The organism is Paenarthrobacter sp. CAP02, assembly GCF_040137855.1.
Taxonomy (GTDB): domain Bacteria; phylum Actinomycetota; class Actinomycetes; order Actinomycetales; family Micrococcaceae; genus Arthrobacter.
In genome coordinates this window covers 370,364-384,460 of the sequence record NZ_JBEEII010000002.1, presented here as the reverse complement: position 1 = coordinate 384,460, position 14,097 = coordinate 370,364, and the positions used below count along the sequence as shown (strand labels likewise).

At 59.9% G+C, this 14,097-nt stretch carries 12 protein-coding genes; 6 read left to right on the top strand and 6 right to left on the bottom strand.

The genetic code is table 11. The features are described from left to right. Nucleotides 1-710 precede the first annotated feature (710 nt). Nucleotides 711-2,102, top strand: a complete 1,392-nt coding sequence (locus ABHM97_RS04625; RefSeq protein ID WP_349469771.1) for an APC family permease — start codon at nt 711-713, stop codon at nt 2,100-2,102. Nucleotides 2,103-2,118: 16 nt separating this feature from the next. Here ABHM97_RS04625 and ABHM97_RS04620 read toward each other — a convergent pair whose 3' ends face one another. The 3 genes from ABHM97_RS04620 to ABHM97_RS04610 all read right to left on the bottom strand — a co-directional run bounded on the left by ABHM97_RS04620 (nt 2,119) and on the right by ABHM97_RS04610 (nt 4,712). Next, nucleotides 2,119-2,970, bottom strand: a complete 852-nt coding sequence (locus ABHM97_RS04620) for an SDR family NAD(P)-dependent oxidoreductase (RefSeq protein ID WP_349469770.1) — start codon at nt 2,968-2,970, stop codon at nt 2,119-2,121. A 78-nt stretch (nt 2,971-3,048) separates the two neighbouring features. Continuing rightward, nucleotides 3,049-3,423 (bottom strand): TfoX/Sxy family protein, encoded by a 375-nt coding sequence (locus ABHM97_RS04615; RefSeq protein WP_349469768.1) that lies wholly within the window; start codon nt 3,421-3,423, stop codon nt 3,049-3,051. A gap of 44 nt (nt 3,424-3,467) precedes the next feature. Then, nucleotides 3,468-4,712 (bottom strand): flavin-containing monooxygenase, encoded by a 1,245-nt coding sequence (locus ABHM97_RS04610; protein ID WP_349469767.1) that lies wholly within the window; start codon nt 4,710-4,712, stop codon nt 3,468-3,470. Nucleotides 4,713-4,813: 101 nt separating this feature from the next. Between ABHM97_RS04610 and ABHM97_RS04605 the strand changes: the two genes are divergently transcribed. Both ABHM97_RS04605 and cspE read left to right on the top strand, forming a co-directional pair. Further along, nucleotides 4,814-5,014 carry a hypothetical protein gene (locus ABHM97_RS04605; RefSeq protein WP_349469766.1) on the top strand — a complete coding sequence of 67 codons (201 nt, stop codon included), beginning with the start codon at nt 4,814-4,816 and terminating at the stop codon, nt 5,012-5,014. A 230-nt stretch (nt 5,015-5,244) separates the two neighbouring features. Next, complete coding sequence (cspE, locus tag ABHM97_RS04600) at nt 5,245-5,448, top strand: transcription antiterminator/RNA stability regulator CspE (protein WP_011773907.1); 204 nt, start codon at nt 5,245-5,247, stop codon at nt 5,446-5,448. Nucleotides 5,449-5,517: 69 nt separating this feature from the next. Here the strand turns inward: cspE and ABHM97_RS04595 are convergent, their stop codons facing one another. The 3 genes from ABHM97_RS04595 to ABHM97_RS04585 form a co-directional block, all read right to left on the bottom strand. Then, nucleotides 5,518-6,246 carry a hypothetical protein gene (locus ABHM97_RS04595; protein WP_349469765.1) on the bottom strand — a complete coding sequence of 243 codons (729 nt, stop codon included), beginning with the start codon at nt 6,244-6,246 and terminating at the stop codon, nt 5,518-5,520. A gap of 205 nt (nt 6,247-6,451) precedes the next feature. After that, the gene (locus ABHM97_RS04590) at nt 6,452-7,090 is read right to left on the bottom strand and encodes an ABC transporter ATP-binding protein (RefSeq protein WP_349469764.1); all 639 of its coding nucleotides are present in this window, start codon (nt 7,088-7,090) and stop codon (nt 6,452-6,454) included. A gap of 64 nt (nt 7,091-7,154) precedes the next feature. Beyond that, complete coding sequence (locus tag ABHM97_RS04585; protein ID WP_284986050.1) at nt 7,155-7,637, bottom strand: hypothetical protein; 483 nt, start codon at nt 7,635-7,637, stop codon at nt 7,155-7,157. Nucleotides 7,638-8,571: 934 nt separating this feature from the next. Here ABHM97_RS04585 and ABHM97_RS04580 point away from each other — a divergent pair. The 3 genes from ABHM97_RS04580 to ABHM97_RS04570 all read left to right on the top strand — a co-directional run bounded on the left by ABHM97_RS04580 (nt 8,572) and on the right by ABHM97_RS04570 (nt 14,097). Next, nucleotides 8,572-11,127 carry a LuxR C-terminal-related transcriptional regulator gene (locus tag ABHM97_RS04580; RefSeq protein WP_349469763.1) on the top strand — a complete coding sequence of 852 codons (2,556 nt, stop codon included), beginning with the start codon at nt 8,572-8,574 and terminating at the stop codon, nt 11,125-11,127. Between the two features lie 66 nt (nt 11,128-11,193). Then, the gene (locus ABHM97_RS04575; protein WP_349469762.1) at nt 11,194-12,465 is read left to right on the top strand and encodes an APC family permease; all 1,272 of its coding nucleotides are present in this window, start codon (nt 11,194-11,196) and stop codon (nt 12,463-12,465) included. A gap of 1,116 nt (nt 12,466-13,581) precedes the next feature. Continuing rightward, a complete protein-coding gene (locus ABHM97_RS04570) occupies nt 13,582-14,097 on the top strand; it encodes a nucleoside/nucleotide kinase family protein (RefSeq protein WP_349469761.1) in 516 nt (171 codons plus the stop codon).

The window sequence follows — 14,097 nt, the reverse complement described above, 5'->3', positions numbered from 1 at the left end:
GCCGACGTTACAGAGTACCAGGTGCCGGGGGTCCGTGGCCTACCGCTGGTCACGGAGGCCGGAGGTCGATTCCGGGCCGTTGCGTTCCTTCCTTGTCACGCCTCGTCGTGACAGCTTTTGGAAGCGAACCGCTGGGGTACAGAATGGCCAAAGTCTCTGGCGTCGTCGGAGCTGATTGGCGAGGTGAAGCGGCTGGCTGTAGCTCGATCGGATCATTACCACTCCCGCAAGCCCTCGCCGTGGACTTTTTCAAAACTTGATCGCTGTGAGGGGCACGGGAAGTCGTCGCTCAAGTTGACATAGGTGTCGTCGATTGCCTCAGGTTGACCTTGTAGGTGCCTGGCACGGCGGCCCTGCGTGAGGGGGGTGGAGGCTGTGGCCGGAAGCACCGGCCGGAGAGGAACTCTTGCAGGCATAACGGTCGGCGAAGGAGGGTAGCCCCGGAGACTCGCCGCTCGACCGCGTTGTTCGGGCAGGTGGGCTGCTACCTGAAGAACTGCCCGTCACATATTGACTGTGACTCGCCTCACCGTCACAATAAATGAACGCTATTCATTTGAAGCGCATGGTCCATGTCGTACATCAGGGCTCACGTACCAAACCCCCAGCACTTCAGGATCTCGGTGACCCCGTAGATCCGGTCGCCGCTACGAAGTTCTGCAGCGTCGCAGCTTCCCAGCACACACCAGTATGACCATCAAGGATCCCCAATGACCCCCACGTTTGAAACTGATACACCGGCAGGCGAGAAGCCTGTGGGGCCCGCGTCCACGGAGTCAGCGAACCAGGGTTGGCGCCGAGTCCTCGGCGTTCCGTCCCTGGTCCTGCTGGGATTGGTCTACATGGTGCCACTGACGATCTTCAGCACCTACGGCATCGTCGTGGAACTGACTGGCGGGCGGCTCTCGACTGCCTATGCCGTGACCCTGGTGGTCATGCTGTTCACGGCTCGTTCGTACGGCCGAATGTCGCAGGCGTTCCCGTTCGGGGGATCCGCGTACACCTACGCAACCCGATCCTTCGGGGCAGGGCTTGGTTTCATGGCCGGGTGGTCGCTCCTGCTGGACTATCTGTTGCTGCCGATGATCAACTACCTGCTGATCGGCATCTACATGGAGGCCGCCTTCCCAGCCATCCCGGCCTGGGTGTTCATGATCGTTTCGATTGTGGCTGTGACAGTGCTGAACATCCTTGGAATTACTGCGATTGCGAAGGCCAACTTTGTGGTGGTGGGACTGCAGGCGCTCTTCATCGTGCTGTTCGTCGCCCTGGGACTTTCCTCCATCACGGGAACCGGCAGCGTTGACTTGCTGACGCCCTTCACCGGAGCCGAAGGTACCGAAGGCCTTTCGCCCGTCTTCGCCGGCTCGGCAATCCTCTGCCTTTCTTACTTGGGGTTCGACGCCGTCTCAACCTTCGCCGAGGAAACCAAGGATCCAAAGCGGAATCTGCCCCGCGCCATCATGATCACCACGGTGCTGGCCGGCATGATCTTCCTGGGACTCGCGTACATCAGCCACCTGGTTCTCCCCGTCAGCACCTTCAAGGACGTGGACTCGGCGGCCATCGAGGTCATTGGCGCAGCGGGCGGCGAGTTGCTGGTTGCTTTCTTCACGGCTGCCTACATTGCCGGCAGCCTCGGATCAGCATTGACCTCCCAAGCCTCGGTCTCGCGGATCATTCATTCAATGGGTCGCAGCGGAGTTTTCCCGGCAGCCTTGGGACGGTTGCACGAACGATTCCGGACTCCCGTTCTGCCCATCCTGCTGACCTCTGCGGTGTCCCTACTGGCGTTCGTATTGGACCTTTTGACCATCTCATCGCTGATCAGCTTCGGAGCGCTCGTAGCGTTCTCCGTGGTCAACCTTGCCGTCATCAAGCACTACTACTTCGACCAAAAGGCCCGCGGAACTCGCGGCGTGATCCATAACCTTGTGCTTCCGGGCATTGGTTTTGTGCTCACGATCTGGCTATGGACGAGTCTGAGTGGCTTGTCGATCGGATTCGGTCTGGCATGGGCTGCCGTTGGCTTGGTGTGGCTCGCCTACTTGACGCGTGGTTTCCGCAGGCCTGCGCCGCAGCTGGACCTGAAGGAGGCGTAGCGGCCTGAGCGGAAGCTCAGAGGATTGTCGCCAGTCGGGTGCATTCCTCCCACAGCCTCTTCCGGGCGGCCGGGTCAGAGCCCATGCCCGGAGTCGGCAGTTGCTTGCGCTTTCCCCAGAGCTTGCCGGACACCGCCGCAGTCTCCGGTGAGGTCGCCAGCCAGACGGGCGTATCGGCCGCTTCCTCGGCAGGCTTGCCCAAGGTGTTCGTTAGCCAGCGGAACGGTCCGCCAACGTCCTGGAGCAACCCCGTGTTCTTTACAAGGCCGGGGTGCACGGCATTCACCACAACGTTTGAGCCCCGAAGACGCTCCGCGAACTCCTGCGTCAACAGAACCCGGCCAAGCATCGTTGGTGGGGTAGCGCGCATGTAGCTGTACTTGCGCTTGGTGGTCTGAAGGTCGTCGAAATCCATCGTGGTAACCGACGGCCCACCTGAATACTTGGACGCGATATTGACCACCCGCGACGTCCAGGCATCGTCTTTACTCGCGCCTTGTTTCAGCGAATCCACGAGCAGATTGGTGAGCAGGAAATAGCCCATCACGTTGGTGGCGAACGTGACTTCAAGGCCGTCCGGAGTCACGAGGCGCTCCTTGCGGAACACGCCGGCGGCGTTGACGAGCACGTTGAGTTTTTGATGACGGGAATGGAACTCGTCAACTGCCGACCGGATTGAGGCCTGGATAGAGAGGTCACACGCAAGCGGCTCCAGCGCCGCGTTAGGGACTACAGCCTGGATGTCGCGAATCGCGTCTTCTGCCCGCGCTTCTGAACGGCCAAGCACGACGACGGTCCCTCCTTCGCGGGCCAGCGCCGTAGCGATGGCCTTGCCAAGGCCGCCCGTAGCGCCCGACACAAGGGACACTCGCCCATTCATTGATGCCATAGCAGGATCACAGCACTTCCGGACATGTTTGGCGAGGGCTTTTGGGTGCAGCTTTGCCTATTTCTTGGGCTGCTTTGCCTTGGAGGCTTTCGGTGCTTTGGGCGGCAATTTCGCCACGTTCTCAAACGCCTTGGCCACCCATTCCGCAGTTTGCTCGGCGTCGTCCTGCCATGCCTCGGGAAGACCGACATAACCGCCCATGGGGCGTTCTTCGGGGCCAAAGGGCTGGGTTTGGTGATTGGCTTCCAACTCCTGCTGGTCCGCCTCGGAGAGCTTCACTCCGATGGTGGGCCCGAACAGGCCGGCGAACATGTTGCCATGCACGAAAGCGCCGAGGTTCCCGAACATCGGCTTCACCTCTACCTCCGGATTTTCCGGAACGGCCGAACGGAACCGTTCTTTGTCCGCCTCTGAGGGCTTGGGCATTTGCATGGAATCGTCCTCCTGGGAGCGTTTTGACTGAGTGGGAACAGTGTTCAAAGGCCGGAGATTCGCTCAGCGATAAATCTGGCGTCTAAACCCACACCACCGACTATCGCTGAATAGTGCCGCGTGAGCCAGGGCAGCCCGACGACGAACAGTCCAGCTGCCTCCATCACCCCACCCATGTGCTTCGGGTAGCCCCACTCATCAACCACCGGCATGTCAACGAAGCTGAAGTCGAGTTTGTACCCGGTTGCCCACAGGACGGACGTGATGTCGGCGTCGGCCAGGTTCAGCAGCGATGGTTCATCCGGCAGCCAGTCATCCGCTGCCAAAGGTGGCTGCGACGGCGCATCGATCCCAGCTGCCGCAATATACGCATCAATCGCTTTGCGTGAACGCTGTCCGAACGCGGACTCGACGGCGGCGAGACGTTCGGGGAGGTCGTCGCTGAAGGTGATGTCGCCGTCGTCGATTGCTTCAACATGGCCATGCAAGTGCATGCCGCGGCGGCCGAGTTCGCGGAGGTGGATGCTGTGGCCGCCGTCGATGCCGGAGAGCAGGGGATTGGGGGCGAACCGCGCAGCAGGGGAGGGCAGTGCCTCGCGCGTGAGCGCGTTGACGCCGAAGTCGGGGCCGTGCTTGCCGGTTTCGAGCATCCAATAAATGAGGTCCTGGCCCCGGTACCGGCGGGGCGCTTCGGGGACGATCGAAACCGAAAGGTGGACGTCGCGTCCGGCGGCGTGGAGTTCCTCGGCGATCTGGCCGCCTGATTGTCCTGTCCCGACGACGAGCACGGCACCGTCGGGTAGCTGCTCGGGATTGCGGTACTCGTGAGTGTGAAGCTGGATTACACCGCTTGGGAGCTTCGCGGCGAGAGCCGGGATCTTGGGAACTTGGTAGGCGCCCGTTGCAAGAACAACGTTGCGCGCCTTCAAGCTGCCCAGAGACGTCTCAACCTGGAAGCCTCCGTTCGACGTCGGGGATATCTTGGTCACGTCGACGCCGGTGTGAACTGGCGCTGCGATCAGCTCCGCGTACCGCCTGAAGAGGTTCACCGCGGCATCGCGGGGGATGAACGCGTCCCGGTCGTCGCCGTCGTACGGCATCCCAGGGAGGTCCAGCGAAAGGTTGGGAGTGTTCATGTAGAAGCCGTCCCAACGATCCTGGAAGGCACCGCCCAAAGTGGCGCGCCGCTCGAGGATTTGATGCTCGACGCCGAATTGCGTGAGCCAGTAGCTCGTCGTGAGGCCCGCCTGGCCTGCGCCGATGATGACCGTGTCAGGTGTCGGTCCCATGGGGTGAACGTTACGCTTGCGGGCGGCGTTTGGGGATGGGCGAAGAAGGTTTTGAAAAGACGTAGGCTTTCCGGAAGACAATCTGGGGGGATGATTTGCACATGTCGACCACAAGCTTGATCCGGGCTCTCGATATCGCAACGTGGGTGGTGGCGGCCCTTAGCCTGGTTCTGCTCTTCAGCGGACTATTGGACAACCTCTGGGCAACTGCGTGCCTGATAGCGACTGCCGCTCCGGCGATTTCCAGCTGGGTGATCAAGGAAAGGCTCCAGGGTGTAGGCAAAGGCGACGAGCGGCAGTAACGCCCAAGTGGGCGTGTCCCGAACACACCTGATGGATAAATATTTCCCAGCACTAGCCATCTGCTCAAAACTCTGTAGACTTGACGGTGTTGTTGTGTTTGGCATTTGGTAGTTCAGGCAGTCCCCACGATCCTTCCGGATCGTGACTTTCTGAAGTAACTGTGGAGAACACCCCACACCCGGAGACCCGAAAGTCGGGACAATCTCCACCTTCAGTAAGGACTGAAAAAATGGCTACAGGTACCGTAAAATGGTTCAACTCCGAAAAGGGCTTCGGCTTCATCTCTCCTGAAGATGGCAGCCAGGACGTTTTCGCTCACTACTCTGCGATCAACTCCTCGGGCTACCGCTCCCTCGAAGAGAACCAGAAGGTTTCCTTCGACGTCGAGCAGGGCCCCAAGGGTCCCCAGGCAGTAAACATCCAGGCTATCTAGTCTTCGGATAACTCAAAAGCACGGCCGGTCACTGACCGGCCGTGTTTTTTTGTCTGCCCAAGTGGGCCTTTACACAAATTTCGTCATCCGTGACCAGATGACGACGGTCACCAGGGCAACAAAGACCAAGCCCCCGGCCATGGCGGCCAGCCCGAGTTCGACCTGCACTGGGAATGGCGGGCGTGGACTGAACCCGCCCCAGTAGTTGAAGACGCCCTCTGCAGCGGCGGTAAGAATATTTCGTGGATCGTAGGGCCCAGCGAAAGGTGCCACCATAAGCAGCCCGCCGGCAGCCAAGCTCGGTATCAGCATGCTTCTGGCCACGAGTCCGACAAACAGACCCAGTAGCCCGAACATGATTGCCGTAGACGCGCTGAATGCAATTTGGACGGCGGGGCTTCCAACAGCCAGTGTTGCAACAGGGTAGGGAAAGCTGCGATCGACGGAGGGTAGAAAGGCCGCTCTGACGATAGGCGCTACAGCAAGGCTCAACGTCGCCGCAACCAGGACCGCAGCCAAGGAAACGGCCACAACAATAGCCGCTTTGGCAACGACGTATGGCGTTGCGTCTTGTGTGACCACTCGATCCTTCAAAATACGACGGCGGGCGTCGCCGGCCGCTACGCCACACCCGTACACGAAAAAGAGTAGCGGGATGACCAAGAAGGTGATCATTTCAAGTCCGGTTCCGACTCCATTCGTTCCTTCGAGGGCTTGGTAAGCAAGGTAGGCCCTTTCATAGTCATAGCGAAGTGGATTGTCCACCAGCTTCTGACCGTCCTGAACCACCAAGCTCATGGGCTGTTCCATGGCCTGAGCCAGGGACAGTCCGTTGGCTGATGCTTGTGCCGCCGTCGCCTCGAGACGAGTCATGCTGGCACCGACGTTGCTGACACTCCCCGTGAATGCGAATACGAGAGCCAAAGCGAGGCCACTGAGGGGAAGCAAGAGCATTCTGCTCCAGTGCTGATACCTCAGTTCGGTTCTCATGGAACGAAGTAGGCTATTCATCAAAATCATCGATCTTGGAAGCTTGGTTGCCTGGATCTCGATGGATCTTGCCACGTCGAATGGTGAACTCAGATGAGGCAACGCTGCGGTAGAACGCGGATTCGTGAGCTGAAATCAGTACACAGTTGGTGTCGGCGCTGGACTCCAGCAATTGCAGCAGGCCCTCTCGACCGGATTTATCCAGGCCAGACAGCGGTTCATCCAACAAGATGCATGGTTTCAGTGCTGCGAAAGCCGCTGCTATCTTGATCTTTTTTCTTTGTCCGAGAGAGTAGTTTGCAGATCTCTTCCTGAGAAGATCATTATTGAAGAACATCCGAACCGCAGGAGTTTCCTCAATGACTTCTGAAGATGCATCTAGAAGGGCCCGCAGATTCTGCAAACCTGTGAGTCGCCCGTGCAATGTGGAATCATCAAAGGCTACGGCAATGTTCTTCAACAATGATTCGCTATGCCAGAGAACGCTTCCTTGGTATCGTTCAAGCCCAGCCAAACACTTGAGCAAGGTGGTCTTGCCGCTCCCGTTTTCACCCCGAAGCACGTATATGCCGCTTGAGGGAATAGTCAATGATACGTTGTGCAACACGTTTATTCGGCCGTACCGTTTGGAAAGATCTGTTATGCGTAACATGAGTCCTCGTTTATGGAGGGGCCGGCCGCTCAGGACCGGCCCCTTTGGGCACTAAGTCCGTTGACTAGCCCTGCCACGCATACCAGGCGCCGTCACCGTATACGTTTGCGCTCTGGATGACGGTTGAGTGATAAATGTTGACATTTCCCCAAGGCGTGGGGGTGCCTACGCCTGCGTCGGTCAATGCTCTGAAGGAGTGCTGCCAGTTGCTCACATAACTTCGATTGATGCCCAGTGCCTGAACCGTGTTGAACCCGAAAGCACCAACGCGTTGATAGCCGTAGCTACTCGTCACCCGGCTCCAGTCGTAGTAGAAGTCCACGTTTTCCTCCGTGAAGAGCATCCAGTTTCCGGCGTAAAGACTGGCGCGGCGCGATCCGACAGCTGTTGTTGAATATGTCGGTTCGCCCTTCTTGAGACTCAAGTGATTTGTGGTTCCGTCGCTTGATGCAGATCTAGGTGCGGTGACGTCTTTGAGTGTCTGCGTGCTGTCGGGCTCATCAGCTGCATGGGCCGGAGTCGCCAGGGTTGCGATGAATACTGACATACATATTGCTGTGATGCTGGTGCGAATTTTCATGATCTTGTGTCCCCCAATGGACGTGATCTCAAGGGCCACTCGGGCCTACTTGATTTAATGTTTCCCAACACACTCTCGCGAGATGAGGTTAGTTTGAGTGCATTATTGAGTTATTGCAAGGGAAATCACTTTCACTTCTACGGTTGCCATTCCGCGAGTCGTTCAAGTGATTGAGCAACACTCTCAACCCCAGATCTGCATTTGTCAAACGTGTACGTTGCGAGGAGCACAAACAATCCAAGGATTGTTTCACTGCGGTCACCTATGTAGCAATGCTTTCACCACCTAGGGAAGATGCGCCGCCACCTAGTTTTGGATAAATCGCCACCTAGAACGCCCTAAAACAGTCTGTGCAAGAACGAATTACCACCTAGTTCATGTTTCTCGCTGTATCGCTCGGAGAGAGCTGCATATGCAACTTCATAAAAGAAGGTGAGAGCGACATGTGATTCCCGAGCTTCGATGACCCGGCGCCTACACAGTGGTGGTCGGGTGCATCCCGTCTGTGTGCCGGGCGGTGGCAGCTCACTACTCTGCGATCAACTCCTCGGCGTATGGCTTTTTGTCTGCCCGAGTGGATATATGTACTACAAAGCAAGTGGTCGTTCGAACACATATCCACATAGCGAATTACACCCGTGTAATTCGACCTCGGCCCTCCGTAGCGTTGAACCCAAGCAACCACCACGGGAGGGATCCGGATGGACACCTTAAGCACTGGCCAACATGCCTCACACCACCTAGACGAGGCGGCCGAGCACCTAGTTTTGCCTAAATCGCCACCTAGAAGCCCCCAAAATGGCCTGTGCAAGGCCGTTTTGCCACCTAGTCCTGTTTCCTCGATCTAGCCTGCGAAGTGAGCCGCATGTCGGGCGTCCACAGAAACAGAAGGTCAGGTCGAGTGTTCGATTCAGAGGTTCAACGAATCCTCGATTTTGTTGCACGCGGCATAGGAGTGCGCGTTGTCGGCGCCCCTGGAAGCGGCAAGACCGCCGTCGTCAATAACGTGATCGCCAACCTGGAGAAGACGGGCGTCGCTGTCCACTTCATCAGTGGAATGCGTACTCACCGCGGCATCCCGTTCTCGGCCATCAAAGGACTGGGCCTGGACATGCGTCCCGGCCGCAGCGGGGTCTTTGATATCGCGGACGTTTTCGCCGCCCAGTTGGCGAAACCGGGGAAGCACCTGATGGTGGCTGACGACATCCACCTGGTAGACAACGAGTCCCTGGCAGTCCTGGAAGCCGTCCGCCGTCGATCGGACTGCCCCATGGTGGCCACCGCTCCCGACACGTGGGCGTTTTCAAAGGGCCAACTCGCTGTCCTCAACCAGGGCCGCGAGGCTCACCTGCAGCTGGACCCTCTCCACTACGAGCAGGTCCACATGCTGATTGCGCAGGTTCTTGGCGCGCCCGCGGATGCGGAGGCAACAGCCAGCATCCTCACCAAGTCCGCGGGAAATCCCCGACTCATTGTCCGGATAGCCGAGACAGCCTCGCTGAGCGATCTCCTCGTGCTGAAGGACAAGCAATGGCGTATGACCAGCGGCTCCCTGTGGAACGAACACCTCCGGGGGACTTTGGAAGCGCTGCTGTCTGAGCTCACCGCCGAGGAGTTCACTGCGCTCCACATCATGGCGATACTGGGCACGGCGCGCATCGACATCCTCCAGAAGGTGGTCAGCCTCGAAATCCTGGAGAACCTCGAGCGCCGCGGATTTCTGTCCGTCATGAACGATCACCACAGCGGGGCGATCGCCGCTATCAGTCCTCCGGTCATCGCCGACTATTTCCGTGGGCAGAAAATGCTCCGTGACCGGCACCTGCTGCGCAGCAAAATCGCAGGGATACTTGAGACCGCACCCCAGACGACCGGTGAAAACTCGTCGACGAGTGATTGCCTCACTCAGCTGCTTGCCGGCCTCCGCTTGGAAAAGGGCGACGACGACGCCGTCACCGCGCGCCATTTCCACGACCACAACGCAGCTCGTGAACGCACCCGCTTCGAACGATGGGAGGGCAACAAGACGGCGGCGAACGCGGTGGCGCTCCTTCGCACCTATTGGGGGGCGCCCGTCAACATTCAACGCGCCACTCGCGTCTGTGCGGAAACACTAACCGCCGACGCCGAGGCAACAGACATGCTGTTTCTCACCATTACCGAGGCGATGCTCGCTATCCATACGGGCCGAGGCCCGGGCGCCGCCGTCGAAATTCTCCAAGCCTTGGCCGCAACTAACCCTGAGTATGAGTCGGACGTTACAAATGCCATCGCCTTTCTCACTGCATCCCATGGTCGCATTCAGCGCAGCGGGGAGCAGCTGACGGAAGACCCCGATTCGCAGTCGGGGATGCGGAACCTGGTGTGCGGGCTGCTGGAGCTGTACCGACTGCGGCCCGACGCTGCCATCAGGGCCGTCGAGGGTGAGGGCGATGAGGATGCCTTTCCGCATCTCCGCCCCTTCATCCGAGGGTTCGCAATGTTCGCCGCGGGAAGGGTGGACGAGTCCCTTGTTTTCGCCTTGGAGTGGCGTGCCGAAGCCCGCAGGAACCTGGATCAGTTTGGCGTAGTTACCAGCAGCTACATTGCTGCCCACGGGTTGCTGTACCGCGGCAACTTCGAAGAGGCCGAGTACCTCATGAGCAGCGTTTTCGCCATGGGCCGGCCCGGGTTCGTGGTCGACTCCCTGTACGACGCCATGCTGCGGCTTGCCGGGCTGAGGCACGCAACCAACGTGGTCTCACCGGCTTTCTCCATCGCCGCACAAGCGCGGGAAGACATGCACGATATCGGCCCGCTTCCCGGTATTGGCAAAGGCGCCTACGAACTCATCGCCCACAGCAGCGCCCAACCCGCAACGTTCGATCGCAAAGCAACCAAGCTCATCAAGCGCCAACTGAAGAGCGGCTATGTTCTGGAAGCCATGATGACGGCGTTGCTGTGCACATGCCTGTGCCCGGGGCGGCCAGTACTGGACCTGCTGCAGAAGATCCTCAGGGAGAGCGGCATAACCATCCACGACAACCTCCTGGCCATTGCCGCCGCAGTTGTTGAAGGGGACCACCAGCTGCTGGGTCTCCTCCTCAAGCACTACGAACCCGATCCCGACACCTACCAAATAGGGATGCTGCTCCGCGGCGCCCTCAAACGCCACGTCGTCGAAGGTGACAGTGTTGCAGCTGACGCTCTTGCCCAGGCCTCCTCGATGTTCGCGGTTCGGTTCCCGTCGGCCAACGAGCAACTGTCCTTCAACACCTTCAGGACTACGCCGCTCACCGAGAGGGAGATCGAGGTGGCAGTACTGGCGGGACATCGCTCGAATGTCGAAATTGGCGAACACCTGGGCATCAGCGCCAGAACGGTGGAGAACCACATTTCCAACGCACTCAGGAAAACGGGTGCAACGTCGCGGAACAGTCTCTTCATGCTCGTGGGGAATTCACTTCCACCGCGCTGACCCGGGATACGCTCGGAGTAACGCACCTTTTGTGGCGTACAGACTCCCAACGCGTGAAGGGTTTTCGTGAGCAATTCCCCGGCCTTGGTCCGCAGGCTCGGCACCTTCGACGCCTCACTCATCGGCCTCGGTTCCATGATCGGTGCCGGCGTGTTCGCTGCGTTCACCCCCGCTGCGGCTGCTGCAGGTTCGGGGCTGCTCGTGGGCTTGGTAGTTGCAGCCTTCGTGGCGTTCTGCAACGCCACATCGTCCGCTCAACTGGCCGCGGCCTACCCGACATCGGGTGGTACCTACGTCTATGGACGCGAGCGACTCGGACCGTGGTACGGGTTCCTGGCCGGTTGGGGTTTCATCATCGGCAAGACGGCCAGCGCCGCAGCAATGGCCATGACGTTCGCCGCCTACGCCGCACCCCAAGGCTGGGAACGCCCGGTGGCGGTTGCCGCCGTCGTACTCCTGACGGCAGTGAACTATCACGGCGTAACCCGAACAGCCGGCCTGACCCGGATCCTGGTGGTTGCTGTGTTGATTGCGCTGGCCATCGCAGTCGCTGCGGTGTGGGGCGGATCAGGGCCTGACTTTGGCAACCTGGTGGGGGAGGGGCTGCTGGCCCACGGCTGGTACGGGATTCTGCAGTCGGCCGGGTTGCTGTTCTTTGCCTTCGCCGGGTATGCGCGGATTGCAACGATGGGCGAGGAAGTCCGGGAGCCGCGCCGCACCATCCCACGGGCCATCAGCATCGCGCTTGGGATCACGATCCTGATTTACGCGGTCATTGCGGTCACGCTGCTGGCTGCGCTCGGTCCCGACGGAATCGCGGGGAATACGACGCCGCTCGCCGCCGCCGTCGAACAAGGAACCTTTGCGTGGGCTGCTCCCGTGGTCCGGGTCGGAGCTGCGGTCGCTTCACTCGGGGCTCTCCTGGCACTTATCGCCGGGCTCGGTAGGACCAGTCTGGCGATGGCTCGTGAGCACGACTTGCCGCACGCGCTCGCCGCCGTCCACCCGAAGTACAAAGTGCCCCACCGTGCTGAACTGACGCTGGCGGTGGCCATTTGCGTCATCGTTGCCGTCGCCGATCTGCGGGGTGCGATCGGATTCTCCTCATTTGGGGTGCTGCTTTACTACTTGGTGGCCAACATTGCGGCGTCCACCCAGCCGGCTGAGGATCGTCGGTACCCGAAGGCACTGCAGGTTGCTGGAGCGGTGGCCAGCGTGGTGCTTGTGGCGACGCTGCCGCCACTGTCCGTGGGGCTTGGTGTTCTGATGTTCGTTGTGGGCATCGTGTATCGGTTGCTGCGGCTTCGGCGGGCTGGGCACGACTCCACCTGGGGGTAATCGGGTGGAGCCGTGCCGTAATGCCTCCGACGCCGGGGCGGGTGGGGTTTCCCGCCGGACACCGGGATCCCGCCCCAGAGGCACAAGAAGAGACTATGACCGGATTTCGGGACTAGGTGTTGGGAGGGGACTCTTGCGCGCTCTCGGCATCTCTAGCCATGTACTTGTAGAGGCTCAGAACAGCCGCCGTTAGAGCGCAGACCGCAGCGACAAGGGCGATGGTCTCTTGAATCGGCACGGCAAGGGGCGGGCTTAGAGCTACAGAATTGGCAAAACCCGCGCTGGCGAAGATGCCTGCCCTGAGTACAAGGAGCCGGTCCGGATTCATGAAGTGAAGTGCGAATGGTCCTAGGACACTAAGGAGCAGCAATCCGATCATTACTGAGCTGAGAAGGATACTGGGGTTGAGCTTTGACAAGCCGGCGGGCGGTGGATTGAGCCCGAGTATGACCGTTGAAAGGCCCGAGCATACTGCGACTGCTAAGCCCAGAATGCGCAGTGCAGGCGAGAAGTCGTGACTCAGCATGAGGCAGTATTCCGGATGTTGTTCAGTGCTGGGAAGAGTCCAAAGGACTCGGACAACCTTTCGACGTTACTAAAGTTCAATGCGTCCTCGCTCAGAGCCGTTAGTGATATTAGGAACCCGCGCCCAAACACCGAAGTTGGTCGCGGCTTCGGCGGGCTGGGCACGACTCCACCTGGGGGTAATCGGGTGGAGCCGTGCCGTAATGCCTCCGACGCCGGGGCGGGTGGGGTTTCCCGCCGGACACCGGGATCCCGCCCCAGAGGCACAAGAAGAGACTATGGGCGGATTTCGGGACTAGGTGTTGGGAGGGGGAAACTAGGTGCTGAGCACGCCCGATTTGTGTGGTTCATGGCCCAAGATGAGTGGAGATTTGGCGTCCCTAGGTGCTGGGGCTCGACGACCTGTGCCACGATGGTCCGATGATTGGGGAGAGCCTACTGGCTGGCAGAGCGGAACTCTTGCAGTTCCTGGCGAGAGACATTTTGGAACTCGGCGAGGGCCGCCGCCTGATTGGCATTGATGGCGCCGACGGAAGTGGGAAAACGACGTTTACCGCTAGCCTCGCAGCATCGATTCGGGACCGCCCGGTCGTGACCATTCACCTCGACGATTTCCTCAACCTGCAGGAAGTCCGGCATCGGCGCGGACGGGCATCGCCCGAAGGGTTCTGGCTGGACACCTACGACTACGCGGCCTTCCAGGACAACGTTCTGACTCCGCTGCGAAAGGGCGGGGACGGACAGTATCGCCCCGCCGTCACGGATGTCCGTCAGAACCAGAGACTTGAGTTACCTCTACGGGAAGCGCCGGAGGACGCTTTGGTGCTGGTCGAGGGGATGTTCCTTCACCGGGACGAGCTGATGGGCCAGTGGGACTACTCGATCTTCCTTGATGTCCCGTTCACCGAGACCGCACGACGTATGTCCGTGCGGGACGGCGGCAACCCTGATCCAGAACATCCGTCCATGCGCCGGTATGTCGGCGGCCAGCGTCTCTACTTCGAGGCCGCGGAACCGTGGACGCGCGCAACCAGGGTTGTCGACAACACTCAGCCGGACGAACCCAGATTGCTACCCGGAGGTGAGGCGTCGAAGCGCCGACGCTGA